At 44.5% G+C, this 24737-nt stretch carries 21 protein-coding genes and 1 pseudogene; all 22 read left to right on the top strand.

All coding sequences use genetic code 11. The annotated features are described in order from the left end of the window. The first annotated feature begins 20 nt into the window (after positions 1 to 20). Complete coding sequence (asd, locus tag GV64_RS14865) at positions 21 to 1142, top strand: aspartate-semialdehyde dehydrogenase (protein ID WP_020584480.1); 1122 nt, start codon at positions 21 to 23, stop codon at positions 1140 to 1142. Positions 1143 to 1224: 82 nt separating this feature from the next. Next, complete coding sequence (locus tag GV64_RS14860; protein ID WP_020584481.1) at positions 1225 to 1689, top strand: PaaI family thioesterase; 465 nt, start codon at positions 1225 to 1227, stop codon at positions 1687 to 1689. Next, on the top strand, positions 1686 to 2135 hold the full coding sequence (locus GV64_RS14855) for a PaaI family thioesterase (RefSeq protein ID WP_020584482.1): 450 nt from the start codon (positions 1686 to 1688) through the stop codon (positions 2133 to 2135). Before GV64_RS14860 ends, GV64_RS14855 begins: the two co-directional genes overlap by 4 nt. 144 nt (positions 2136 to 2279) lie before the next feature. Further along, a complete protein-coding gene (locus GV64_RS14850) occupies positions 2280 to 3299 on the top strand; it encodes an Asd/ArgC dimerization domain-containing protein (protein ID WP_020584483.1) in 1020 nt (339 codons plus the stop codon). A 111-nt stretch (positions 3300 to 3410) separates the two neighbouring features. Beyond that, the gene (locus GV64_RS14845; RefSeq protein WP_020584484.1) at positions 3411 to 5756 is read left to right on the top strand and encodes a FimV/HubP family polar landmark protein; all 2346 of its coding nucleotides are present in this window, start codon (positions 3411 to 3413) and stop codon (positions 5754 to 5756) included. Between the two features lie 588 nt (positions 5757 to 6344). Then, positions 6345 to 7964, top strand: a complete 1620-nt coding sequence (locus GV64_RS14835; protein WP_020584486.1) for a hypothetical protein — start codon at positions 6345 to 6347, stop codon at positions 7962 to 7964. A gap of 325 nt (positions 7965 to 8289) precedes the next feature. Then, the gene (locus GV64_RS14830) at positions 8290 to 9537 is read left to right on the top strand and encodes a hypothetical protein (RefSeq protein WP_020584487.1); all 1248 of its coding nucleotides are present in this window, start codon (positions 8290 to 8292) and stop codon (positions 9535 to 9537) included. A 21-nt stretch (positions 9538 to 9558) separates the two neighbouring features. After that, positions 9559 to 10362 (top strand): tRNA pseudouridine(38-40) synthase TruA, encoded by an 804-nt coding sequence (gene truA / locus GV64_RS14825; RefSeq protein ID WP_020584488.1) that lies wholly within the window; start codon positions 9559 to 9561, stop codon positions 10360 to 10362. A gap of 383 nt (positions 10363 to 10745) precedes the next feature. Next, positions 10746 to 11366: a phosphoribosylanthranilate isomerase gene (locus tag GV64_RS14820; protein ID WP_020584489.1), complete on the top strand. Its 621-nt coding sequence runs from the start codon at positions 10746 to 10748 to the stop codon at positions 11364 to 11366. Positions 11367 to 11437: 71 nt separating this feature from the next. Continuing rightward, the gene (trpB, locus tag GV64_RS14815) at positions 11438 to 12610 is read left to right on the top strand and encodes a tryptophan synthase subunit beta (protein WP_051087854.1); all 1173 of its coding nucleotides are present in this window, start codon (positions 11438 to 11440) and stop codon (positions 12608 to 12610) included. 12 nt (positions 12611 to 12622) lie between these two features. After that, on the top strand, positions 12623 to 13435 hold the full coding sequence (trpA, locus tag GV64_RS14810) for a tryptophan synthase subunit alpha (protein ID WP_020584491.1): 813 nt from the start codon (positions 12623 to 12625) through the stop codon (positions 13433 to 13435). Positions 13436 to 13607: 172 nt separating this feature from the next. Beyond that, positions 13608 to 14522 (top strand): acetyl-CoA carboxylase, carboxyltransferase subunit beta, encoded by a 915-nt coding sequence (accD, locus tag GV64_RS14805; RefSeq protein ID WP_020584492.1) that lies wholly within the window; start codon positions 13608 to 13610, stop codon positions 14520 to 14522. A 119-nt stretch (positions 14523 to 14641) separates the two neighbouring features. Continuing rightward, on the top strand, positions 14642 to 15904 hold the full coding sequence (gene folC, locus GV64_RS14800) for a bifunctional tetrahydrofolate synthase/dihydrofolate synthase (protein WP_020584493.1): 1263 nt from the start codon (positions 14642 to 14644) through the stop codon (positions 15902 to 15904). 59 nt (positions 15905 to 15963) lie between these two features. Next, the gene (locus GV64_RS14795; protein WP_020584494.1) at positions 15964 to 16491 is read left to right on the top strand and encodes an SPOR domain-containing protein; all 528 of its coding nucleotides are present in this window, start codon (positions 15964 to 15966) and stop codon (positions 16489 to 16491) included. Between the two features lie 436 nt (positions 16492 to 16927). Beyond that, a pseudogene (locus tag GV64_RS24285) lies at positions 16928 to 17808 on the top strand (ISAs1 family transposase). 686 nt (positions 17809 to 18494) lie between these two features. Next, positions 18495 to 19529 carry a GDP-mannose 4,6-dehydratase gene (gene gmd, locus GV64_RS14785; RefSeq protein ID WP_020584498.1) on the top strand — a complete coding sequence of 345 codons (1035 nt, stop codon included), beginning with the start codon at positions 18495 to 18497 and terminating at the stop codon, positions 19527 to 19529. Next, a complete protein-coding gene (locus tag GV64_RS14780) occupies positions 19526 to 20449 on the top strand; it encodes an NAD-dependent epimerase/dehydratase family protein (protein WP_020584499.1) in 924 nt (307 codons plus the stop codon). Before gmd ends, GV64_RS14780 begins: the two co-directional genes overlap by 4 nt. Further along, positions 20442 to 20852 carry a cupin domain-containing protein gene (locus GV64_RS14775; RefSeq protein ID WP_020584500.1) on the top strand — a complete coding sequence of 137 codons (411 nt, stop codon included), beginning with the start codon at positions 20442 to 20444 and terminating at the stop codon, positions 20850 to 20852. The genes GV64_RS14780 and GV64_RS14775 overlap by 8 nt, the downstream gene beginning before the upstream one ends. Beyond that, a complete protein-coding gene (locus GV64_RS14770; protein ID WP_020584501.1) occupies positions 20849 to 21406 on the top strand; it encodes an acyltransferase in 558 nt (185 codons plus the stop codon). The genes GV64_RS14775 and GV64_RS14770 overlap by 4 nt, the downstream gene beginning before the upstream one ends. Beyond that, positions 21406 to 22509, top strand: coding sequence for a DegT/DnrJ/EryC1/StrS family aminotransferase (locus tag GV64_RS14765; protein ID WP_020584502.1), 1104 nt, complete (start codon positions 21406 to 21408; stop codon positions 22507 to 22509). The genes GV64_RS14770 and GV64_RS14765 overlap by 1 nt, the downstream gene beginning before the upstream one ends. Next, a complete protein-coding gene (locus tag GV64_RS14760; protein WP_236632956.1) occupies positions 22466 to 23545 on the top strand; it encodes a CgeB family protein in 1080 nt (359 codons plus the stop codon). The genes GV64_RS14765 and GV64_RS14760 overlap by 44 nt, the downstream gene beginning before the upstream one ends. A gap of 177 nt (positions 23546 to 23722) precedes the next feature. After that, the gene (locus tag GV64_RS23875; protein ID WP_020584504.1) at positions 23723 to 24646 is read left to right on the top strand and encodes a putative sugar O-methyltransferase; all 924 of its coding nucleotides are present in this window, start codon (positions 23723 to 23725) and stop codon (positions 24644 to 24646) included. The last annotated feature ends 91 nt before the right edge of the window (positions 24647 to 24737 follow it).

The following is a 24737-nucleotide window of genomic DNA, read 5'->3' as shown; positions in this document are numbered from 1 at the left end:
GCTTTTTGGGGGAGAGCAGTATGAAAAAAGTAGGTTTTGTTGGCTGGAGAGGCATGGTTGGCTCCGTATTGATGGAGCGCATGCAGGAAGAAAATGATTTTGCCCGGCTAAAGGGCAAAGGTGTAGAACCTATATTCTTTACCACCTCTCAACTGGGACAATCAGGGCCTGATGTTGGCGTTCCTGTGGGTGCATTACAGGATGCCCATGATGTTGATGCTCTCCGTGAAATGGACGTTATTATTTCCTGCCAGGGTGGCGACTATACGGGCAAAGTCTTTCAACCGCTTCGTGACAGTGGCTGGGAAGGGTACTGGATTGATGCTGCTTCTTCACTGCGCATGAAAGATGATGCAGTGGTTATTCTTGATCCGGTTAACCGTGATGTCATTGATCGGGCACTGAATGATGGCGTTAAGAATTTTATCGGTGGTAACTGCACGGTTTCCCTGATGCTGATGGCCATTGGCGGGTTGTTCCAGCAGGATGCGGTGGAATGGGTCAGTGCCATGACCTATCAGGCCGCCAGCGGGGCAGGTGCACGAAATATGCGTGAGCTGATCAGCCAGATGGGTTGCATTCAAAGCAATGTTGCCGCAGAACTGGCGGATCCGGCCAGTGCCATTCTGGATATTGATCGCAAAACCTCGTCCCTGTTAAGAAGCGCTGATCTGCCGCAGAGTGAGTTTGGTGTTGCGTTGGCTGGTAGTCTGATTCCTTATATTGATAAAGAACTGGAGAATGGTCAGAGCCGTGAAGAGTGGAAGGCTCAGGCAGAGACCAACAAGATCCTGGGTCGTCAGGCGTCACCGGTTCCGGTTGATGGTGTGTGTGTTCGTATCGGCGCTATGCGCTGTCATAGTCAGGCATTGACCATCAAGCTGCGTAAAGACATTCCCATGGCGGATATTGAAGCGATGATTGCCGGTGCCAATGACTGGGTTTCAGTGGTGCCCAATCACCGGGAAGAAACCATTCAGCACTTAACCCCAGCAGCTGTGACAGGTCGTTTGGACGTTCCGGTAGGGCGTTTACGCAAATTGAATATGGGACCTGAGTATCTGACTGCGTTCACCGTGGGTGATCAGTTGTTATGGGGGGCGGCGGAGCCTCTGCGTCGTATGTTGACGATTCTGCTGTAATCAATTCTTCTTGTCGTGAAATCAGATCGCCGGAAAGGTAACGCCTTCCGGCTTTTACAATATAACAATTAGAAGTTGAGTCATGATGCTTACGGAAGAACAGCTGACAGAATTTGCCAGCAACTTTGTCAAAGTGATTCCACATTGTCTTCACTTGAATATGTCGCTGATCAAAGCTGGTCGTGACGGCATTGAATTGGAGATGCCCTATGATGATCGTCTGGTCGGTAACCCGGAAACCGGTGTTATTCATTCGGGTGCGATCACAACGCTTATGGACTCTTGTTGTGGACTTGCAGTGTTTACCCGTATGGAGCAGCTGGAAGCCTGTCCGACACTGGATCTACGCATCGACCATATGAAAACAGCCGAGCCGGGAAAGGCGGTCAGAGCCTTTGCCGAGGCATACCATATTACCCGCTCCATGGTGTTTACCCGGGGTGTTGTCTATCAGGAGAGCCGCGATAAGCCCGTTGCTCATGCAGTAGGAACGTTTATGCGGGTTGGACGGAACTCCATGAAGTCGATGCAGGAGCATTTTCAATGAAGCCAGAGTTTGCCAGGATCATAAAGGAAGCCCGTGACTCAAGAGATTACAGCATTCTGACCAATGGTATTCCCTATGCCAGCCTGATAGGAATGCAGTGTACCCCGATGGGTGATGATGCACTGTTTACCTTGCCACACCAGATGAGCAATATCGGCAACCCCATTCTGCCTGCTATACATGGAGGGGTTATTGGTGGCTTTATGGAAATGTCAGCGGCACTGCATCTAATGCTGTTTATGGATGAACCGCGATTGCCAAAAATTATTGACTTCTCCATTGATTACCTGCGGACAGGGCAGCCAAAAGATACCTATGTCCATTGTGAGGTTTGCCGTCAGGGAGCCAGGGTGGCTAATGTGGCCGTTACAGCATGGCAAAGCAAAAGAGAGCTGCCTATTGCTATAGCTCGTGGGCATTTCAAACTTTCCAGAGGGAGTGCCTGAATTGGGCGCGAGAGAAACTGCTTGCCTGATGTAAAGGCTCTGTATACAGTCAACGGTTTTCTATCATTTATGCTGTTCTGATTGAGGGTTGGATCAGGATCGCATTTATGTTTTATGGATTTTTATGACTGAGACCTTCTTTTCATGAACCGAACATACAATATTGCGATTTATGCTGCCGATACGCTGGCAGGCGAGGCTCTGGTTCGGCAATTAGAAGAGCAACTGTTTGATGGTAAGCCGTTGCCAGTCATGAGTCTTCATCCACTCTGTGAATCCTCCCATTCTTCAGGCTCTGTTGAATTTCATGGCGAGACACTGGAATTTATTTCTGTGGATGATGCAGACTTTTCCTCTACGGACTTTCTGGTCATGCCTGCCGGGTGCAATCGGAATGCGGAATTGATGACTCGGGCGATTGAAGGTGGCTGTGCCATTATTGATGCGTCCAGGGGGGCTGCATCGCAAGGGTATACCTTGCCGGTCATGGCTGGCTTGAATGAGTATTTTATCGACGAGGCGGCGGATAATCGTTATTTTGCCGTGCCCGGATCTGCCATTGCCAGCCTGTTGCCTGTGTTGCAAAAGCTTAATCAGCAATTCTCTCTTAGCCGCATAAACCTGGTTATCATGCAGCCGGTCGCCTCACTGGGGAAGAAGGGTGTTGATGCTCTGCGCCAGCAAACGATAGAGCTACTCAATGGTAAGCCGGTAGAACCAGGTGATTTTTCCAGTCGTCTGGCTTATAACCTGATACCGGAGAAGGAAGCTGGAGAGGGTAAAGAGATCAGTAATGAAGCCAGCATACGAAATGAGTTGCTGGTGATTCTGGGAGAAGAGCTGGACATCCGTGTGACCTGTATCACAGCTCCTGTATTTTTTGGTGACAGCTATATCATTGATCTGGATACTGTCCAACCGGTTGATATTCAGGAAATACAGTCTTTACTATCAGAACTTCCCCACGTATCAGTGTCTGATGGCTCGGATTTGCCCACCGTTGAAGATGCAGCAGGAAGTGATCAACTGCATATTGGTAAAATCCAGCAGAAATCGGATTATGGAACAGACTTGAGTTTTTGGCTTGTGGCCGATAGCCTCAAGAGAGGTGCTGTTCATGCTGTTGAATTGATTGGGTTATTGATAAAAGACTTTGCTAAGTGATAACTTAGGCTAACTGCTTGGTGTTCCTTGCTGTGCCGGGAAAGGGGGCTGCTCTCGGCAGCTGGAGGCAGGAGGAGCTCAAACAGTCTATGTATATAACAAGGATTCACGATGAGACTGCAAAAACTTGTAGTAGTGATGTCAGCGCTGGCAGGGGGTATTGCTTCAGCTAATTCCTACGCGCTGGGTCTGGGGGATGTGAAGCTTTATTCTGCTTTGAATCAACCTCTGGTTGCTGAAATTGAGTTGATGCAGGTCAATGATCTCACTCGCAGGGAAATACTGTCCAACCTGGCCAGTAAGTCAGATTTTGAGCGGGCAGGTGTTGAACGCCCTTTCATGTTAAATAATCTTCAGTTCAAAACGGAAGTCGGTCCGGATGGTAAAGGTCTCATCAAGGTAACCAGTTCAGGTCCTATTCACGAGCCCTATCTCAATTTTCTGGTTGAAGTGCACTGGCCCAGTGGCCGTCTATTGAAAGAGTATACCCTGCTTCTGGATCCTCCAGCCTTTAATGGGCAAGCTTCAGTGCCCGTTGTAAAGCCTAGTTCAGTACCGGCACATTATGGTACCAACCCTGTCTGGGATGAGCCGCCTACGACGAATCGCGATTACCTGCCATCTCCTGACCCGGTTGATTACAAGGATTATAATCAGCGTCAGCAAGTACAAAGAGTGTCTTCTGATCGAAATTATTCTGCTGCAGGAAGGAACGGAAGTTCAGCTCAGACTTACCGGGTTAACCGCAATGACAGTCTCTGGGAGATTGCTGAAAGAGTACGCCCTGACTCCAGTGTAACAGTGCAACAAACCATGCTGGCGATCCAGCGTGGCAATCCTCAAGCCTTCATTGATAACAACATTAACCGCCTCAAAAGTGGTCAAGTTCTCAGAGTGCCGAGTCGTAGTGATATTACCCGTTTGACGGTGCGTGAAGCCATTGCCGATGTTTCCAGACAGAATCGTGAATGGCAGGGGCGCAGTCAGGTGGCCCAGCTGGATGCTACTCGCAGAACTTCTGCTGTTTCCCGGGATGCTCCAAAATCTGTGGATGGCAAACTGGCTATCGTCTCTGGTGATTCAGCTTCCGGTCGTGGTCAGGACTTGGGCGGAGACTCTGTGGAAGGCAATGCTGTTCTGCAAACTGAACTGGCAATGACTCGTGAGCAGCTCGATAAGTTGAGTCGCGAGAATGCAGAGCTAAAGAGTCGATTAAAAGATCTTGATGACCAGATTGCTACCCTGAAACGTCTGGTTGCTATGAAAGATGACCAGATGGCAGCACTTCAGAGTCAGGGGGGGCAAAGCCAGAGTCAGGCGAAGCCAGTTACCAAGCCGCCGGTATCCGTTCAGCGCCAACCTGAGCCTGTGAAAAAGCCAGGCATGATGGATGTACTATTTGGCAACCCTCTGTTACTGCTTCTTCTGGCGCTGATCCCGCTGGGCGGTGCTGGCTGGTTATTCTACCAACGTCGTCGAAAACAGCAGGAAGAGCTGGTAGATGAAGAAGATGAGATGGACTTTCAGCCACTTGACTTGAATGAGGAGGCACAGATTGATGCTTCCCCAAAGCCGGCAACCTCTCCCAGCGCTGAGGATGAGCTCAAGTTTGATGAAGCGCTGGCCATTGATGACTCAATTATTGAAGAAGTTGAGGCGGATGATGGAGAAACGACTCAGCAGACAGAAGATCCATTGAGTGAGGCTGATATTTATATTGCCTATGGTCGTTTGAATCAGGCTGAGGAATTATTGAGTCAGGCTATTTTCAATGAGCCAGGGCGAGCTGACCTTAAATTGAAGCTGCTTGAGGTTCACTCTGAGAGTGGTGAACTCGACAAGTTTAACGAAGTGTTGGCAGGCCTCGAAGCAACCGGTGATGCGGATGCTATCCGGGAAGCCGATGTGTTTAAGGCCAGATTCCCGGATGCGTTTGAAGGTGTATCTGCACCCGTTGAAGAAGATGATATGCCAGACCTGGATCTGGACGATCTTGAACTGGACTCTGATGAACAGAATGTAGACTCCCTGGATGATCTGGATTTCGATCTGGATGATTTTGATGTGGGTAGTGAGCCTGATCTGGCGAGTGAGCAGCCTGTAGCAGCTGCTCAACCAGAGACAAATCAGAATGAGGGGGCTCTGGACTTTGATCTCGATGATTTGGATGACCTGGATCTTGAGTTCGGTTCAGAGTCTGAAGATGATCTTGCTCAGGATAGTGAGGCGGCATTCTCCGATGAGGGTGTATCCAGTCTTGAAGCTTCTCTGGATGATGATCTTGATTTCCTTTCAGAGGGCGATGAAGTTGCAACCAAGCTTGACCTTGCCAGGGCCTATATGGACATGGGCGATATGGAAGGAGCCTCAGCTATTCTGCAAGAAGTCATTGAGCAAGGCAGTGATGAGCAGAAGCAGGAAGCCGTGTCACTATTGGAGAGTGCTGGAGCTAGCTAACATTCATTTGATTGATTAAACCTTAATTTTTAAAAGAGCTCGTTATGGAGCTCTTTTTTTTTGGGGAGGAGGAAGAGGCTGGTTATAAGCAGTTGTTCATTTGAACTCATATGTTTCTGATTGATTGATCAGTCAATCTGTGACCCCTTAACTCCAATTATATAGCTATTGGCCGCATAGCCTTGCAACGAAAAGTCGACAGCCCCTTGGTTGCTGAATGCTTGTGTGATCAAACAGGCCCTTTTGCTCCCATAATTGTAGCCAGCATAGTAAATGTCCAGAAAGTCAGAAATACTTGCTTCCATCTGATTAGCTACATAGCCTCGGTAGGGTTTGTAGGAAGCGGTTTGATATAAATGAATACGGGTATTCAAAATTGCAATGGGTATTGATACTCATTAATGCTTATAATGTGCCTGTTGGCGATTACCAAAATAAATAAGAGTTGGCTGATGTTATAGGAGGGTAGAAAAAACGAATAAACCTTATGATCAGAACTATTCACTCTGGCAATGAGTTAGTTCGTTTTATGCGGACGGGTTCTTTGCTATCAATGATTTCTTGCATTAAGTAAAAGAAGTATAACTAATGAAAACAAAACTAAAGCAAGTAGCGTTATTCTCATCAGTAATGGCCTCTATGGCCATGGGTTCAGTTTTTGCGTCTAACCCTGCACCATTGAATCCTTATCTGGCGGACTCCAATAATCCGATCGGGCATAATAACTCGGCACAGCAGACCAGTGTTCCAGGTGCTGGGCCAACCTCTCCAAGCCGTGTTCTGGATCCTTATCAGGATGTAACCTGGCTGGCATCAGGTACCTTCCAGTTTGGTCAACCGACTTCTGGTTCTTACCCTGACGGTCGTCGTGTTTTGTGGGGTAGTGGTTCTGATCGTATTGTTAAGATTGATTATGAAACCCATGACGTTTTGTCAATTTATAAGCTCCCAGGCCGTGATTATCTGAATATGGGGATGGGGCTGGAAGTGTTTGAGAAAATGGATACCCTAAGTGCGGATCAAGGGCTTCAATGGGTATTCCAAAACATCGCCCCTTTAATGGCTGACCTTTCTGGCGCCTATACGGTGATCAATAGTGATAATCAGTTTGTTATTGGTCGCAGCGATGTGATTGGTATTGATCCAGTTGACGGCAGTGACATATATAGTAGTTCTATCAATGTCTATGGTGATGCCGTAGAAGGTGATCCAGACTCACAGATAAAGAAATTCGATACCGTTTCTCTGCCAGATGAGGTTCGTGGCTCCCTGGTAGGGATGAATATGACCTTTGATGGCTGGTACATGATGATTGCTGGTGATGGAAAGCTGGTCGCGGTCTCAAAAAGGCTGAGAAGAATGGAAGTGTTTGATATTGCTTCCATGATTGACGGCGTTGACGAGGTCACAGTTCGTAACTCAGTAACCATTGATGAAGACGGTGGGGTTTATGTCGCTACTGAAAACTATATGGTTAAAGTTGTCTGGGATGGGCGGAAGTTCAGATCTGGAAAAAGGTTTGGTGCCTGGGTTGCCAAATATCCAAACGAAACCACTGGTTCAGGCTCTACTCCTTCACTGATGGGCTTTGGTGAAGAAGATCAGTTTGTCGTTATTTCCGATGGTAAAAAGCATATGGGTATTGCGTTGTTCTGGCGTAATGAAATTCCCGAAGGGTGGGAGCCTCCTGAAGGAGTTGATGATCCCCGGTTTGCTGGTTACCTGAATACTTCTATGACGCCACTTCATGAGGGTACTCAAACCGAGCAGTCAGTGCTTGTAAATGGCTATGGTGCCATGGTGGTGAATAATACACCTACTGGTCGTCCCGGATGGCTCCCTGAAGGGCGTGATTCCATGGTTGTGGGGTGGGTTGGGCATCATGATACTTACAAGCCTTATGGTGTTGAAAAGTTTGAGTGGGATCCCGTTGCCCGTGAGTTTAAATCTGCGTGGATTAATATGGATGTAAGCTCTCTCAATGCTGCGCCAACCATGGCCGCACAATCTGATATGGCTTATACCGTGGGTGCTCGTGATGGGAAATACACCGTTGAAGCTATTGATTGGACGACTGGTGAAACGGCTAGAACCTGGGTGTTAGGAAGCTCTCGATTCAATAGCCTGTATGCGGGTATTCTGATTGATATGCATGGTCGTTTGCATTACACCAGCCTCTGGGGTAAGACTAGACTTGAGATTGATTGATTATTTAAATCTCTAATAAAATTATGAGCTGGCAAAGGGTGCTATATTGGTACTCTTTGCTTTTTGCATAGATAGCATGGGGTATTTGGAGTCCCCCCTAGCTTAATGTAGCCTCAAGCGTTTCTTGAATGTGTAAAAAGCTGCAATGTCGTGGTGTGGGAATGATGGCGCATAATTGAAAAAAGGATTTTTATAAGTCTTTAGTAGTCTATTCATTGATCGCTTTATATTTTTCTAGCAGGTTGATCAAATCATATATTTACCTCCTGAACCTTTTAGATTGCAAAGGGTCTATTTTGTATATTCATTTTATATCACTTGAAATATGGAAGCAGGTCATGCACCAATCCGTGAAGCATCAAGGCATAGTATAGGTCGTCAAGATGCTGATTCCGTTTGCCAAGACAGTGGTATAGGGCGAACTCAAAGTTTCAGGGATGTTAGGCGTCTTAATTTGGTGCATCAGCAATCATTTGATACTGGTTCATGTAATATCTTCTCAGCAGAGGCGGGAGATATTTCAGTATCGAATACTGATCTTGAAAGGCGGGCGATTGCTCACAAAGGGCGAGTCAGTCCACACCTACAGCTATATCCATCAGAGGGCGAAGGTGCTTTTTCATCTCATGAAGGAACTGATCCTCATTATCAACTTCATCCAAAAACTGAGCAGGTTGGTTCTGATCTGCAATCAGCACTAAGTGAGCTGATCGAAATTCGGAAAAATATCAATACTCTGAAGCAAAGCAATATTCATGCTGCCTGTCTGTCGTCTGATATATTGGACTTATGTAACCGTTTACGTGAGGCGCAACAAGATAAAAAGTCGAGCGATTTGGTGGCTGGTCTGTCCGACCAACTTCGTACCAAGAGTCGTGAGTTGCTGAATGTCGTTAAATATGCAATGGAAGAGTCAGGTCAGACTGAATTGCCTTCATATGATCTAGTAAGCGCCACGTGCGATGGGTTGAATGGTGGCACAGAAAGACATGAGGCTTCAGATGAAAATTTTTGTTGGGAACAGTTTTGTGGCAATAAAGGAAAGCTGTTTGGGCACTCTTTAGGTGGGGGGATGTTTATACTTGGAATGGTGTGTATTGCTATAGGTTATAATTGTCTGGCAAGTAACGGGGATTCCAGTGCAGTGAAGGATCTTGTTTCAGGTTTTCCTTTTTCTGCAGGAAACGACACAGTACAAACTACTGTGGCTCCAGTGTCTAATGAATCTGGAAAGTGCTACCCAATAACGTATTTTGGGTGGGGGGCTGTTGGTTTAGGTTTGTTCATTATTGGTTGTGGGTTGTTTTTCAACCCGCCAAGAATCTGCAGGTCTTATTGTAAGAATGTCCGTCAAATGATATGCCACCGTTCTGGTGCTGGGCGCTCATCTGCTGATCCAGAGGCATCCCGAACTCAGGTAGAGTATCATCACCCTGGTGGTAACGGGGCTTCTTCTGAGGGTGGCGGATCTGTTAGGATTCAAAACCGACCTGCTAGTCGAGCTCCAGGCAACAGATCCTATATGGATCCTAATGCAATTTCGGAGTCATCAGCTCGTCAGACCCGTGTTTAGTTTTTCAGGTATTATTCTCATATGCCCCGTTATGCCGCCAGTGTTCAATACGATGGCTCCCTTTTTTTTGGTTGGCAGATTCTCAAAACCGGTTTACCTACCGTGCAGGCCGCTGTAGAAGCTGCACTTTCAAAAGTAGCGAATCACCCTGTATCCGTTATCTGTGCCGGAAGGACAGATGCCCGGGTTCATGGTTGTAATCAGATTATTCATTTCGATACGGATGCCGCTCGTACAGAGCGGGGTTGGGCCTATGGCGCGAATGCCAATTTGCCGGATGAGGTTGCCATCAACTGGGTAAAGCCGGTTTCGGATGACTTTCATGCTCGGTTTTCTGCTCTCTGGCGACGTTATCGTTATGTTATTTATAACCATCCCATTCGGCCGGCACACCTCTCCAAAGGGGTGACCTGGAACTATCGGCCGCTGGATGTTGATCGGATGAAAGAGGCAGCTGAATACCTCATCGGTGAGCATGACTTTACGTCCTATCGTGCGATTCAGTGTCAGGCGAAAAATCCGGTCCGGAATGTCACACGTCTTGATATTTCCCGCAACGGGCCTCTTATTGTTATTGATGTTCAGGCGAATGCTTTTTTACACCATATGATTCGTAATTTTGCCGGCGTGCTGATGACGATCGGCTGTGGTAAGCGTGAGCCCATTTGGGCGAAAGAAGTGCTGGATGCAATGGATCGTGCCCAAGGTGGGGTGACCGCATCCCCCTGCGGACTCTATTTTGTCGACGTGGGGTACGACGATGTGTTTGATCTGCCCCCCAGTGAATCAAATCCCCACTTTATTGCGCCGTTGATGCCTCTTTGAGCTCTTTTGAGGCATGAGGCCCTGTTGACCTTTACGTGCCAAACTTCGGACTCAAGGCAGAGTAGGGTGCCCGTGACTACGTTGCAAGAACCTGAAAGACGCGAGTATTTCTGACCTTCAGGTTATTTCTGCGTTCTCGCACCTTGGTGCCCTTGTGGGTATTGGTGCTAGTACCGTGGTCTCATCATAGCCTGACAACCTTATGTTAACAGAGCCTAAATCTAATGCAGTAATCACCGAAGTGTTCTGCTAAGATCAACGGTCGCTCTGGGGATTTCCTATGGATTTTTCATATAGGCATTTTCCATCAGTCTGTTGGTAGTCATCCTTTATGGCCTCTACAGGCAGCTGTCCGTTCCAGATTTTAGAATGAAAGTTAAAAAATGGATGTATCTCCTCGTATAAAAATCTGCGGAATTACCAGTGTTAAAGATGGTCTGATCGCTGCTGAAAACGGTGCAGATGCCATTGGTCTTGTGTTCTACCGCAATAGTCGCCGCTACGTGACGGTTGAACAGGCTGTGGAGATTGTCCGGGCTCTACCTCCTTTTATTTCAGTGGTTGGCCTCTTTGTAGATCCCTCTGATGATCTGGTTCAATCGGTTCTGGGTTCGGTTCCGCTGTCACTGCTGCAGTTCCACGGTAATGAGTCGGAAACAGAGTGTTCCCGCTGGGGGATGCGATACATGAAAGCGTTCCGGGTCAGGCCTGAGGTGGCGGTGCCAGAAATGGTTGCACCCTATGACACAGCCTGCGGTTATCTCCTGGATAGCTACAAGCCCGGTGAAGTAGGTGGTACGGGAGAGTCGTTTGACTGGGATTTGATTCCCCATGAGCTGAATAAGCCTGTAGTTCTCGCTGGAGGCTTAAGTCCTGACAATATCGCTCAGGCAATTAACAGGGTTCGACCCTATGGAGTTGATGTCAGTAGTGGTGTAGAGAGCCAGCCTGGCATTAAGGATCACGACAAAATCAAAGCCTTTATCAAGGCGGCGGGAAAATGATGGTCGATCAAGAAAATTCTGAGTCTTTGTTTGATGCTTCTCGTGCAGAAGTGTATGACCAGCCGGATTTAATGGGACACTTTGGCCGTTACGGTGGTCGTTTCGTGGCTGAAACCCTGATGGGTGCTCTGGAAGAGCTGGACAGCACCTGGCGTGAGCTCTGGCATGACAAGACTTTTCAGGAAGATTTTGACCGGGACCTGGCCGATTTTGTTGGACGACCATCGCCGCTTTATTTGGCAGAACGTTGGACGCGTGAGTGTGGTGGCGCAAAAATCTACCTGAAGCGTGAAGACCTGAACCATACTGGCGCGCATAAAATCAATCATGCGGTTGGTCAGGCTCTGCTGGCCAAGCATATGGGTAAAACCCGGATTATTGCGGAAACCGGTGCTGGCCAGCACGGTGTTGCTTCCGCTACCGTGGCGGCCCGTCTTGGGCTTGAGTGTGTGGTCTATATGGGGGCTAAAGACGTTAAGCGTCAGGCGCTGAATGTCTATCGCATGAAGTTGCTGGGGGCTACGGTTGTTCCTGTGGAAACCGGTTCTCAGACCCTTAAGGATGCCATTAACGAAGCGCTAAGGGACTGGGTAGCGCGACCGGAAGATACCTTTTACCTGCTAGGTACGGTTTGCGGTCCGTCCCCTTATCCTGAAATGGTGCGTAACCTGCAGAGTATCATTGGTCGGGAAGCCCGTCGACAGATTCTGGAAAAGGAGGGGCGCCTTCCTGATGCACTGGTTGCCTGTGTTGGTGGTGGCTCAAATGCAATGGGGCTGTTTCACGAATTTATTAAAGATAAGGATGTTAAATTGTACGGTGTTGAAGCGGCAGGTCATGGTGTTGATACCGACAAACATGCTGCCCGAATGAGTTCCGGTAGGCCGGGCGTGCTTCAGGGGGCAAGGACTTACCTGATGACCGATGAGCACGGACAAATTATTGAGAGTCATTCTGTTTCAGCGGGTCTGGATTATCCGGGGGTTGGGCCAGAGCATAGCTATTTAAAAGATATTGGTCGTGCTGAATACCCAGCCGCTACGGATGAAGAAGCGCTGGCTGCCTTTAGAAAACTGACTCGTCTTGAGGGCATTATGCCCGCGTTGGAAAGTGCTCATGCCCTGGCATGGGTTGATAAACTGGCGCCCACGATGGATAAAGATCAGATTATTATCTGTAACCTGTCTGGCCGTGGTGATAAGGATATTCATACCGTTGCAGCCATTGATGGCCTCGAAGTATAAGGTGGGCACAGCATGAGTCTTGAAACGAACAGAATTAAAACGTGTTTTGAAACATTGCGGGGGCGTGAGCGTAAAGCGCTGATTCCTTATATTCTTGCTGGCGACCCTCCGGGTAAAACGGTGGACGTCATGCATCAGCTGGTGGCCAGTGGTGCAGATATTATTGAGCTGGGGTTCCCATTCTCCGACCCGGTAGCGGATGGTCCGGTGATTGCCCAGGCACATGAGCGGGCTGTATCACAAGGTGTTACATTGTATGACGTTTTTGCAATGGTTTCTGAGTTCAGGGAAAGGGATAATGTCACACCGATTGTCCTGATGGGCTATCTCAACCCGGTAGAGATCATGGGGTACGACCGTTTTGTTGAGTTGGCGAGTCAGGCAGGTGTTGATGGTGTGCTGATGGTGGATCTTCCTCCGGAAGCGGCGGGTGATTTGCTGGGCATGCTTCATAACCGCGGGATTGACATGATCAACCTGATTACACCAACGACATCCGATGAGCGTATTGCAAAGATCAGTGGTGTAGCCAGTGGTTATCTCTATTATGTTTCCCTGAAAGGGGTGACAGGAGCTGCAACCCTGAATACAGCAGAGGTTGAGGAAAGGGTTAATCATATCCGCCGGTTTGCCAGTGTGCCTGTTTGTGTGGGTTTTGGTATTCGGGATGGTGAGTCTGCAGCGGCAGTTGGTCGGACAGCCGATGGCGTCATTGCGGGCAGCGTGCTGGTCTCTGAGCTGGCTAAATATGGCAGTGAGGGGCAGGCCTCAATCGACCGTGTTTCCAGCAGAATTGCCGAAATGCGCTCAGCTATGGACAGATAAAGTTGGGAAGGCGGTTTGATATTTCTCAAGCTGCTTATCCCAGAGAGCTTTTTAGTGAAAGGCTCTCTATGAAACTGTCTAAAAGCATATTGCGCATCTGATCAAACAATCAGATTCTACGAAATTAAAAGCCTCGCTTTTTAGACAGTTTCACAGATGACAGGATGAATGAATGAGCAACTGGTTAGTCAATAAACTGATTCCATCGTTATCGCGTTCTGCCAGCGAGCAGAAAAGCAGCAGTGTGCCGGAAGGTTTGTGGCGCAAGTGTGTGAAATGTGAAGCCGTTCTTTATCGGCCTGAGCTGGACAGAAACCTGGGTGTGTGTCCTAAGTGTCAGCACCATATGAGACTCAATGCTCGTACACGGCTGGATTACTTTCTCGATCGTGAAGGGAAAGAAGAGCTGTTTTCTGACCTCGAGCCCAATGATCGCTTGAAGTTCCGTGATACGAAAAAGTATCGTGATCGTCTTGCTGCGGCGCAGAAGCAAACCGGTGAAAAAGATGCCCTGGTTGCCATGCGTGGTACGGTAGAGGAGGTCCCGGTAGGGGTTGTTGCGTTTGAGTTTGCTTTCATGGGCGGCTCCATGGGGTCTGTGGTGGGTGAAAAGTTTGCCCGTGCAGCAGAGCTTTGTCTGGAAGAAAGGATGCCGTTGATTTGTTTTTCTGCCAGCGGTGGTGCTCGAATGCAGGAAGCGCTGTTTTCTCTGATGCAGATGGCGAAGACCAGTGCTGCACTGGAAAGAATGAAGCAGGCAGGTATTCCTTATATTTCTGTGATGACTGATCCTGTTTATGGTGGCGTATCTGCCAGTCTTGCTATGTTGGGTGATGTTAATATGGCTGAGCCTGGCGCCTTGATTGGCTTTGCGGGCCCCAGGGTTATTGAACAGACTGTACGCGAAAAGCTTCCTGAAGGCTTTCAGCGAAGTGAATTCCTTTTGGATCACGGTGCAATCGATATGATTGTTTCGCGGTCTGAAATGCGATCCACTATTGCACGTCTTTGTCGCAAGATGCAGGGTAAACCGGAGTCGGATGTAGAATTTTCTGACACTGCTGTTGATACTGTTGAGGTTGCGTAATCTTTCCAGGCCGGTTTTCTTCAAGCCGGCCTTTTTCTTTCTATAGAATTGCGTATTATTCCCCTTTCTTGTTGCTTTACTACTTACCGCGTACCTGACCGTCTGGAGATGTGACGTTGATGCCTGCAAAGAGCCTTTCTCAGTGGTTAACCTGGATGGAAGAAACCCGGCCAGAACACGAGTACGATTTTGGTTTGGATCGAATTCGGCTGGTGGGAGAGAAGCTGGATTTACTCAAGCCAGCACCGTTTATCATTACAGTTGGAGGAACGAATGGTAAAGGTTCTACGCTCGCTGTTCTTGAGGCCATTTTGTTGGCTGCTGGGTACAAGGTAGGATTGTTCACATCCCCCCATTTTCTCAAGTTTAACGAGCGAATTCGTATCAATGGAGAGTTGGTGGGTGATGACTGGCTCTGTGACTCTTTCGAGAAGATTAATGATGGCCGAAAAACGACATGGCTGAGCTATTTCGAATTCGCCACGTTGGCAGCAGTTGACTGCTTCAAGAGGGCGGAGGTCGATATAGCGCTCATGGAAGTTGGGTTGGGTGGGCGGCTGGATGCAACGAACGTAGTCGACCCGGATGTATCGGTGATCACTACGGTAGCGCTCGATCACCAGGAGTACCTGGGCTATAGCATTGAAGCCATTGCCAAAGAGAAGTCTGGAATATTTCGAGCAGAGAAGCCGGCTGTATTCGGTGATCACCCCGTACCTCATGTGGTAACCGAGATGGCTGAGCGTCTGGCTAGTCCGCTTTATTGCAGGGGGAAGGCATTTTCATTGGAAAGGCTGGGTAGTTATTGGAATTGGTCAAGCGCTGGTGGTGTGAAGCTTGAAAATCTGCCTGTTCCCAGTGTCGTGATTGATAATGCAGCGACAGCAATACAGGCACTTCAGTTCTTGCCAGATCCGATTTCGGCTGAAGCGCTGAAAAAAGGGCTGTCAAAGGTAGCTGTCACTGGGCGATTCCAGAAGCTCGTTATGAAGAATGACCTGGATGAGCCTGTAGAGGTGATTCTTGATGTTGCCCATAACCCACAGGCTGCAGAAATGCTAAAGCAAAGGCTTGATGAGTCTCCAGTAGGGGGTGAAACCAGGGCGGTGGTTGCCATGTGTAAAGATAAAGACTACATGGCAGTGGTCAGCTGTTTAAGTGACCACATTGATAAGTGGTATGTTGCCCAGTTTGATTCCCCAAGAGCATTGCCGGTTGATGAGCTTTCAGAAATGCTGAGAGCTCGAGAATTCTCAGTAAAAAGCTATCCGAGTGTTGCAGAAGCTTTGGAGCATGCATTAGGGAGCTCAAATCCAGGTGGGCGTGTTTTAGTTACGGGTTCATTTATGACGGTATCTGCTGCCTTGACCAGTAGTCACTAAATTGAAACTATATAACCACTATTGTTAATTTTTCCTGTCATGGATTTCTGGAGCGCATCTTGGGCGAGGGACTTAAGCAGAGACTGATCGGTGCCGTCGTATTGCTGGTTTTATTGATTGTTCTCGCACCTGCGCTTTTTACAGGAGGGGAGACTCATCCTTTGGTTTCTTCAACACCTGCTCCTGCGGCTCCTCCTCTTCAGCCACCACCGGTGCCTGTTTTTGTTGATCAGCTTGGTGTTACTCCAGATGTTGTGGAAGTGGTGTCTTCGTCTTCTGAAATCGTTCTTGAATCGGAACGCCGTGATGCTGAAAAGCCAACAGGTGTGGATGGTAATGGGCACCTGAAAGCCTGGTCTTTGCAGTTGGCAACGTTTGCAGATAAAACCAATGCCCGTAACCTGGAAAAGCAGCTTAAAGGTAAAGGGTACAGCGCCTACCAGAAAAAAATATCTACTGAAAAGGGTAAGATTTTTTATCGGGTATACATAGGCCCTGAAGTGCGGCCAGTTGAGCTTCAGCAGCTAAAAGTTACCATCAAGAAAGAGATGGGACTTGAGAGTATTATTGTTCGTTTTACTCCGTGAGTTGATACGTAGTTTTTATTATTTCTTACATATAAGCCGTGATTACTTTTTGTCTGTCGTGTAGAATTCGTATGCTCTGAAAAATAGGGCTATAACGGGTATAGGCATAGAGAGGGCCCTTTTTAGGTTATAGGATGGTTAAAGCAAGTACTACTGCAATAAGGATTTCTCTCTGATTCAGGATTGCTACGTATAGTAGTTTCGGCATATGCTTAAGTCGACGGGCGGTAGCGTGCTTTTTTGTTGGTGTCTGTCTGTAAGGGCTGGTGTTAATCGCGGTTCTTTCGATATTTTGCCTTGAGTACTACTATCCCAGGGAAAACGCATGAAAGTGTCCTAATTCAGAGGGCTAGAACGATATAGTTGTATTTACTTATAGGTTAAAATGAACAACCATTGTCATATATCTATAATTTCTACCGAATATGACAATGAAATGAACGCTTTCAATCTGATGGAAAACCTTTCAAATATTTATGACCCAAGGCAGTCAGGAAAAGTTGAACATAAACTTTCTGATATTTTGCTATTAACCATTTGTGCTGTTATTGCTGGTGCAGAAGGCTGGGAGGAAATTGAAGGCTTTGGATTGGTTAAAACATATGGTTAGTGCATTCTCCACTGCTAATGATGTGGTGTTGGGCTAAATTAAAACCGATGCTAAAAGCAATGAGATAACTGCAATCCCAGAATTGCTGAACCTGCTGGCTCTCAAGGGATGTCTGGTGACGCTCGATGCTATGGGGTGTCTGAGAGATATAGCTCAAAAGATTGTCGAAAGGTGCAGGCTATCTTCTTGCGGTAAAAGGCAATCAGGGAAAGCTTCACGAGGCATTTAAAAATCACTTCTCAATGGAGAGGATTAATAAATAAGAGGCGACACCTATCGAACTGAAGAGAAAAGTCATGGGAGAATGGAGAGTCGCCTTTACCTGGTAAGTGATGTATTTGATGAGTTTGTTAATTTCTCATTCGATTGGAAAGGAATGAAAACGCTGGGTATTGCTGTATCAGCCCGAATGGAAGGAGATGGCTTTAATACGGATGACATCAGCATCAGTTATTATATTCATCTTCTGAATTAACGGCTGAGAAATTAGCAAAGGCTAGCAGAGAACATTGGTTTATCGATAACAAGCTCCACTGGAAAATGGATGTTGCAATGTAAGAGAAGATGATTGTCGAATTTGAGGAGGCAATGCTCCCGAAATGCTGTCTGGCATCAGACACATTGCAGTCAATTTCTTGAACAATGCCAAAACATTTAAGGCAGGCCTTAAGTGGAAACAAAAGAAGGACGCGATGAATACCCACTAACTTTCTGAGGTACTGCCAGGCAGCGGAGCTCCATAATCTTGCTGTGACTACTGCCCTTTGGGTTGGCAGGATGATGGTGCACGGACACATTGTTAGTATTAGTAATTGAGTGTACTGAAGGAGCAGAAAGGATCAAGGTTTCGGAATAAAATCATTAATATGGGGTGAATAAGTTATTGCAAGCTTACAGGTATGAATAGAAATCCCATAAAGTATGGATAAAGTAACAAAATATAGGCTTAATTAAAATAAGTGGGCTAAGTCCTAATTGGGTCGGCTGCTTATTGATTGGTAGTTTGATGCTCATAATTAATAATGCAATTTTTTTTTATAGTATATTATAATCTAGATCGTCTCTCTATGAAGTTTAGTAGAGGAATTAATAAGGTGGAGTTAGTCCGATTAAGGAACGTAATCTTCATAGAATTTATTAGTCGTCTAAATTGTGTTAATAAAATCTGACTGTGGGGATTGAGTTGAATTATGCTGTATTAATATTTTTGAAAATAGAGGGCTCTGTTGGAGTATTTGAGTTTTGGTAAATATAGTTATAGTGTTTTCTTATGGCTAGAGGTTGCGCACTTTATCAAATTCTTAGAGTATTCAGAGTGCTTCAGTGATCATTTTAGTAGTAATTATTAAATGACTTATCACTGGTTAGTTTTTATTAAATTGGATGAATAACATTGAAAAAAGCATTTATAACAGGCGTTACTGGGCAAGATGGTTCTTATTTGGCAGAATTCCTCCTGGAAAAAGGCTATGAAGTTCATGCTATTGTGAGGCGTAGTTCAGTTTTTACTACGCAGCGAATAGACCACATAATGGAGCATCCACAATTTAATACTTATCATGGTGATCTTTCAGATTCTAGCAATTTGCATACATTATTAGCAAAAATTCAACCTGATGAGATTTATAATCTAGGTGCTCAGTCTCATGTTGCAGTTTCATTTGAGGTGCCGGAATATACGGCAGAAGTCGATGCTGTTGGTACGATAAGACTGCTTGATGCTATTAAAGACCTGGGTCAGAAACCTCGATTTTACCAGGCATCAACATCAGAGCTTTTTGGGGGTATTCCTGAAACAGCGCCTCAGTCCGAGCTTACGCCTTTTTATCCCAAGTCGCCTTATGGTGCAGCAAAATTATATGCTTATTGGGTAACAGTGAATTATCGTGAATCGTATGATCTTTATGCATGTAACGGTATTCTTTTTAATCATGAGTCTCCAAGGAGAGGAGAAACTTTTGTAACTAAAAAAATTACAAAAGCAGCGGCTCGTATTTCCCAAGGAAAACAAAAAGTATTGAAGCTCGGCAATCTTGATGCTAAACGAGACTGGGGGTATGCGAAAGATTATGTTGAATGCATGTGGCTTATGCTGCAGCAAGATCAGCCTGATGATTATGTTATTGCATCCGGTGAAACTTATACAGTAAGGCAATTTGTCGAGTGGGCTTTTGAATCCCTCGATATTCAAATTAGATGGGAAGGCCATGGTGTGAATGAAATAGGAGTTAACACTAAAACGAATGAAGTTTGTGTTGAAATTGATCCTAAGTATTTTCGACCTGCTGAAGTAGATTTGTTATGGGGAAATCCCGCTAAGGCAAAGGAAAAACTTGGCTGGGAACCAAAAACAAGTATAAAAGAATTAATTGATATTATGGTTAAATATGACTTGAAATATGATACTTATGGTGGAAGTGAAGAATGATTGTAGTTACAGGCTCCACTGGTTTTTTGGGAAAACGGGTTTGTCGCCTGCTGGATCAAAAAGGGATTGATTATGTTGGCACATCAATAAGTAAAGGGCTCGATTTAAGAGACCGGAAAGAGGTAATAGCATTTTTTGAAGATATAAAGCCTGAGTATGTTCTTAATTGTGCTGCTTATGTTGGTGGTATTCAGTTTGGCTACAAACATCCTGCTGAATTATTTCATAATAACCTACAGATAACATTGAACCTTCTTGAGGCTTCCTCGATAAGTAAAGTTACTCGCATAGTTAACCCGATTTCAAACTGTGCATATCCGGGAAAAGCAACACTTTTTAAAGAAGAAGAGTTTTGGGATGGCCCCTTACACGAATCAGTAATGGTGTATGGCTTTGTTCGGAAAGCTTCATGGATTGGTGCTTGGGGGTATGCAAAGCAATATGGGCTCGATTCAGTCAATCTTATTTTATCCAATATGTATGGCCCAGATGATCATTTTGAAGAAGAGCGATCCCATGCACTGGGCGCTTTGATAATGAAGTTTGTTAAGGCAAAACAGTTAAACGAGCCTGAAGTTGTGGTGTGGGGAACAGGAAAGCCCGTTCGAGAATGGCTCCATGTTGACGACGGTGCTGAAGCTATGATTCGCGCCATTGATATTAAACCATCGATTGAGCCTATCAATATTGGTATAGGCAAAGGTATTTCAATCCTCGATATGGCAACAATGATTAAAGACATGGTTGGATATGAGGGAAGATTAACTCTTGATTCAAGTAAGCCCGATGGAGCTCCATACAAGACAGTTGATGGCTCGCGTGGGTTTGAATATTTTGATTGGCGCCCCAGTAGAGAATTCAGACAGGGTGTTGCAGAGACAATCGAATGGTATATCAAAAAAGGAATGAAAAATGACTAATGTCGTTGAAATCAAAGAGGGCGATCTTGTATTAGCCCGTCATATACCTGCAAGTACAGCATGGACTGAAGGGCTTAATTTCTTTTCTCAAGACTCTGAATTCATGCAGGTTGGTGTGTGGGGTTACGATGCCGGGAAGGAATTGAAGGCTCATATACATAATGAAGTTAAACGCGAGGTTCTCTGGACGCAGGAAGTACTTTTTGTAAGGCAGGGAAAAATAAAGGCCAATATTTATGATACAGCAGAGACGAAAGTGGCTGAGTTAAATGTAACGGCTGGAGATATCCTCATTTTACTGCGAGGGGGTCATGGATATGACATTGTTGAAAACGGGACACAGGTTCTTGAGATTAAAAATGGTCCATATGTAGGGCCAGATCAAGATAGGAGACGGTTGTGACCGATAATATCTTTTTTGACATCTCTAAGCTAAAGCGTATAGGTCAAAATGTTATTATTGGTAAAACTGTACGTATAAGGTACCCCGAATTAGTTGAAATTGATGATAATGTAATAATTGATGACTTTACCTATATATCAACTGCATTAACAATTAGCAGTAATGTGCATATTGCTGCTGGATGCAAGATCATTGGTGGAAGTCGCTCAAAGGTAACTATTGAATCATTCTCTACACTAGCTCCAAATGTTGTTTTAGCTGCTGGCAGTGATGATTACGTTTCTGGTATTGCTTCACCCCTGGTACCAATTGAATACAAAGGAAATGTAGAGATTGGTGAAATTACACTTAAGCGTCATTGCATCGTTGGTGCGAATAGTACTGTACTACCGAACGTCATTTTTAACAACGGAGCATCAGTAGGAGCACAGTCCCTAGTGAAAAATAATTTAGATGAATGGGGATTATATGCAGGTGCTCCTGCAAAACTACTCAAGTATCGCGATAAAGAAACGATTCTGAATTTGGAAAAACAGTTTTTGGAAAGTATGTGATGAACAATGAATTTATAATGCAAATGCGGCCTCTCTTTGGTGAAGAGGAAAAAAAAGCCATCTGTGAATATATGGATGAAGATGGCTTTATTACTGAATTTAAACGCACTGAAAAATTTGAGCAGATGATTGCTGAATACACTGGTGCAAAACACTGTGTTGTTGTTAATAATGGAACGATCAGTTTAACACTTGCTGCTATGGCAGCAGGAATAAAATCTGATGATGAAGTAATAGTACCTAACTATACAATGATAGCAACACCAAACTCTGTGAAAATGTTTGGTGCAGTACCAGTATTCGTTGATGTAGAGCCAGACACATTGTGTCTTGATATTGAGAAAGTAAAGTCAGCTATAACAGAGAAAACAAAAGCCATAATATTGGTTTCAGCAAATGGTCGTTACCCGAAACCAGGTATCAATGCATTTGAGAAGCTTGCATCCGATAATAATCTCGCATTGATAGAAGATGCTGCTCAATCCTTAGGGTCATATTATCCAGATGGTCGTCATATTGGAAAAGCAGGGGTAATTGGTAGCTTTTCATTTTCAGCTCCAAAGATTATCTCCACTGGACAAGGCGGAGCCTTGATCACAGATAATGATGAGATTGCTTATAAGCTGCGCAGGCTAAAAGACTTTGGCCGTTCGGGTGGTGGTAATGATATTCATGATTCAATAGGCTTTAATTTCAAATTTACCGAGCTTCAAGCCTGTATCGGAATTGAGCAGATGAAGAAGCTACAGCTACGAGTTGAAAGGAAAAAAGAAATTTTATCCAGATATCAACATCATTTAACAGGTGTTGATGAGGTAAATTTTTTTGATCAGGACCTAGAGTGTACTACTCCATGGTTTATTGATGTTCTAGTTGAAAATAGAGATGCCCTCCAATTATTTTTAAAAGAATCTGGTATTGGAACCAGGGTCATGTATCCACCAATTAATGAGCAGGAAGCATATAGAGTCTCTGGAGAGCACCCTGTCTCACAATCTATAGGTCAGAAGGGATTATGGCTTCCCTCTGCTGTACAACTTACAGATGAACAAATTGATTATGTTTGTGGAAAAATTAAAGAGTTCTACGAAGTTTCAAATTGATAGGGTCAGGCGGTTTTTTGTAAACAAGAAGTATACTCGATACCTTTGCTTAAAAAATATCGAAGTCTTAGCAGCTGAAGAAAGCCAGATTTTCAGGCTTAATGGTAATCATAGGGTATTATATATTGGTTTAAAATACGATTACTTGGATGCAAGCAGGGGCTTGTCCTATGAAGAGTATAACTTTTTTCATACGTTGCTTAATATATATGAATTAGACTTATTACGCTTTGAATTCTATGAATGCTATGTTAAATACGGAAGGGAGAAAGCATGCTCAATTTTAAAGGAAATTGTTTTAACGTATAAAATTGATACGATATTCATAACTCTGTTTGAAGATTACTTTGAGCATAGTGATTTGAAATACTTTAGGGATTCTTTAGGGATTGATTTGGTTTTGTGGCTTTTTGATGATGATAAACGCTATCACAAAACTAAAGCACTTGTTGATTGCAGTAGTAAAGCGGTCACGACAATCGCGGAGAGACATCATAAAAGATTAGAAATGGGATTAAACTCAGTCCTATGCCAGTTTAGTGCTAATCACTCAATTTATAGAAAAATGGATTTAACTAAAGATATTGATGTTTCTTTTGTTGGACAATGCTTTGAAGATAGGAAAAATTACATAGATTATCTACTTAAAGAGGGAATAAATGTAAAAGCATGGGGTAATGGTTGGGGAACTGGGCGTTTAGGTCAGTCAGAGCTAATTGAGGTTTATAATAGATCAAAGATAGTATTAAATTTTAGCGCGGCATTCGGGAATCCGGATCTTCGATTTGTAAAAGGTAGAATATTTGAGATTACAGCTACAGGTGCTTTTCTGTTAACAGAAAAGACAGATGAGCTTGATTTGTATCTGTCTATTGGAACTGAATGTGATATTTTTGATAATAAAGAAGAGCTGTTGTCAAAAATTAATTATTACTTGCAAGAGGAAAAGGAAAGAGAGAATATTGCTATGAATGGTTATAATCGTACTTTAAGTGATTATACTTATGATAAGGCTCTGCGAAAAATTATAAATTAGACAGTGCTTTCTTTGATAAAAATAACTGTAAGAAAAAGGGTTGCAAAATACTATAAGAACTAAATGTAATGAATAAAATTTCATAACAGGTAACCCTTGAAATCAATGTATTAAAAATTATTACTTAAAATAAAATTTTTAAAACACAAATAAATTCATAGGTGATAAGAAAAAGAAATGATAGAAAAAATAAAAAAAATGATAAGTGATCCATTATATGCACAGTATGTATGGAGAAGAATATATCTTAAACTCCTAGGGACAGAAAAAGTATTTGCGCATAAGAGTGAATTTCGCTCTGATTCTGAAAATGGAGAGTACGGTGCCGCAGTGATGAAAGCACTGGAGAGCCAAAAATACTTTGACAATTTTAAAAGAAATCCCGAGTATCAGGCTATTCTAGAGCATGTGAATAGAGATGATGGTGAGAAGTATCTCAATATTACTTTATCAAGGAATGATGGCCTCTTCGATCTTGCTCTTAAAACATCCTGTAGAGCAGATGATGTAGGTAATCCTATAAAATATAAATATCCTGACATTGCAGAAGCACTGTCTCCCAATACTCTGCGATATATTAAGGTAAGTTCTGATTTAAGTGGATTGTTTGGTCGTGAATTTAAAAGTATTGCAGAAATTGGCTGTGGCTACGGAGGGCAAGCATTGGTTAATGACCAGTTGCTAAGCGTAAATTTAGCGACGCTTTTTGATTTGCCATTTGTCAATGAGCTGATTAAAAAATATTTAAATTCAATGCTTCTTAATGGGGCATATCGGGTGAGGGCTATAAATGAGAGTTGCCCTGAGCCCTACGACCTTGTGATTAGTAACTATGCATTCTCAGAACTGCCAAGCATATTGCAAAGAACGTATATAAAAAAGGTCATGGCTGGAGCAAAACGCGGATATTTAACAATGAACAGCGGATTAGGTGGAGAAAGAAGCGAAGGTAAGCTGACGCTGAAGCAACTAGAAGAGTTACTTCCCCCCTTTGAAATTTTTGAAGAAGAACCATTAACTGCTCCACATAACTATATTATTGTATGGGGACATAATGGCGATTTTGCATCAAAATATATGAAACAAAAAAAACTAGACTGAAAGATATTTCTTTATTATTAACCAGTTGTTGATAAATATGCGTACCCCAGTGCTGCTGGGGCTTTTTTTAGTATGTATAATGCTTAAACAA

It is taken from the genome of Endozoicomonas elysicola, assembly GCF_000710775.1.
Taxonomy (GTDB): domain Bacteria; phylum Pseudomonadota; class Gammaproteobacteria; order Pseudomonadales; family Endozoicomonadaceae; genus Endozoicomonas; species Endozoicomonas elysicola.
Note: the sequence above shows the minus strand (reverse complement) of the source record. Positions and strands in the feature narration are given on the sequence as shown.

Excerpts from the sequence above, each read along its gene's own strand:
- asd (WP_020584480.1), top strand. The coding sequence starts at position 21 with ATGAAAAAAGTAGGTTTTGTTGGCTGGAGAGGCATGGTTGGCTCCGTA.
- GV64_RS14860 (WP_020584481.1), top strand. The coding sequence starts at position 1,225 with ATGATGCTTACGGAAGAACAGCTGACAGAATTTGCCAGCAACTTTGTC.
- GV64_RS14855 (WP_020584482.1), top strand. The coding sequence starts at position 1,686 with ATGAAGCCAGAGTTTGCCAGGATCATAAAGGAAGCCCGTGACTCAAGA.
- GV64_RS14850 (WP_020584483.1), top strand. The coding sequence starts at position 2,280 with ATGAACCGAACATACAATATTGCGATTTATGCTGCCGATACGCTGGCA.
- GV64_RS14845 (WP_020584484.1), top strand. The coding sequence starts at position 3,411 with ATGAGACTGCAAAAACTTGTAGTAGTGATGTCAGCGCTGGCAGGGGGT.
- GV64_RS14835 (WP_020584486.1), top strand. The coding sequence starts at position 6,345 with ATGAAAACAAAACTAAAGCAAGTAGCGTTATTCTCATCAGTAATGGCC.
- GV64_RS14830 (WP_020584487.1), top strand. The coding sequence starts at position 8,290 with ATGGAAGCAGGTCATGCACCAATCCGTGAAGCATCAAGGCATAGTATA.
- truA (WP_020584488.1), top strand. The coding sequence starts at position 9,559 with ATGCCCCGTTATGCCGCCAGTGTTCAATACGATGGCTCCCTTTTTTTT.
- GV64_RS14820 (WP_020584489.1), top strand. The coding sequence starts at position 10,746 with ATGGATGTATCTCCTCGTATAAAAATCTGCGGAATTACCAGTGTTAAA.
- trpB (WP_051087854.1), top strand. The coding sequence starts at position 11,438 with ATGGGACACTTTGGCCGTTACGGTGGTCGTTTCGTGGCTGAAACCCTG.
- trpA (WP_020584491.1), top strand. The coding sequence starts at position 12,623 with ATGAGTCTTGAAACGAACAGAATTAAAACGTGTTTTGAAACATTGCGG.
- accD (WP_020584492.1), top strand. The coding sequence starts at position 13,608 with ATGAGCAACTGGTTAGTCAATAAACTGATTCCATCGTTATCGCGTTCT.
- folC (WP_020584493.1), top strand. The coding sequence starts at position 14,642 with ATGCCTGCAAAGAGCCTTTCTCAGTGGTTAACCTGGATGGAAGAAACC.
- GV64_RS14780 (WP_020584499.1), top strand. The coding sequence starts at position 19,526 with ATGATTGTAGTTACAGGCTCCACTGGTTTTTTGGGAAAACGGGTTTGT.
- GV64_RS14775 (WP_020584500.1), top strand. The coding sequence starts at position 20,442 with ATGACTAATGTCGTTGAAATCAAAGAGGGCGATCTTGTATTAGCCCGT.
- GV64_RS14765 (WP_020584502.1), top strand. The coding sequence starts at position 21,406 with ATGAACAATGAATTTATAATGCAAATGCGGCCTCTCTTTGGTGAAGAG.
- GV64_RS14760 (WP_236632956.1), top strand. The coding sequence starts at position 22,466 with ATGTTTGTGGAAAAATTAAAGAGTTCTACGAAGTTTCAAATTGATAGG.
- GV64_RS23875 (WP_020584504.1), top strand. The coding sequence starts at position 23,723 with ATGATAGAAAAAATAAAAAAAATGATAAGTGATCCATTATATGCACAG.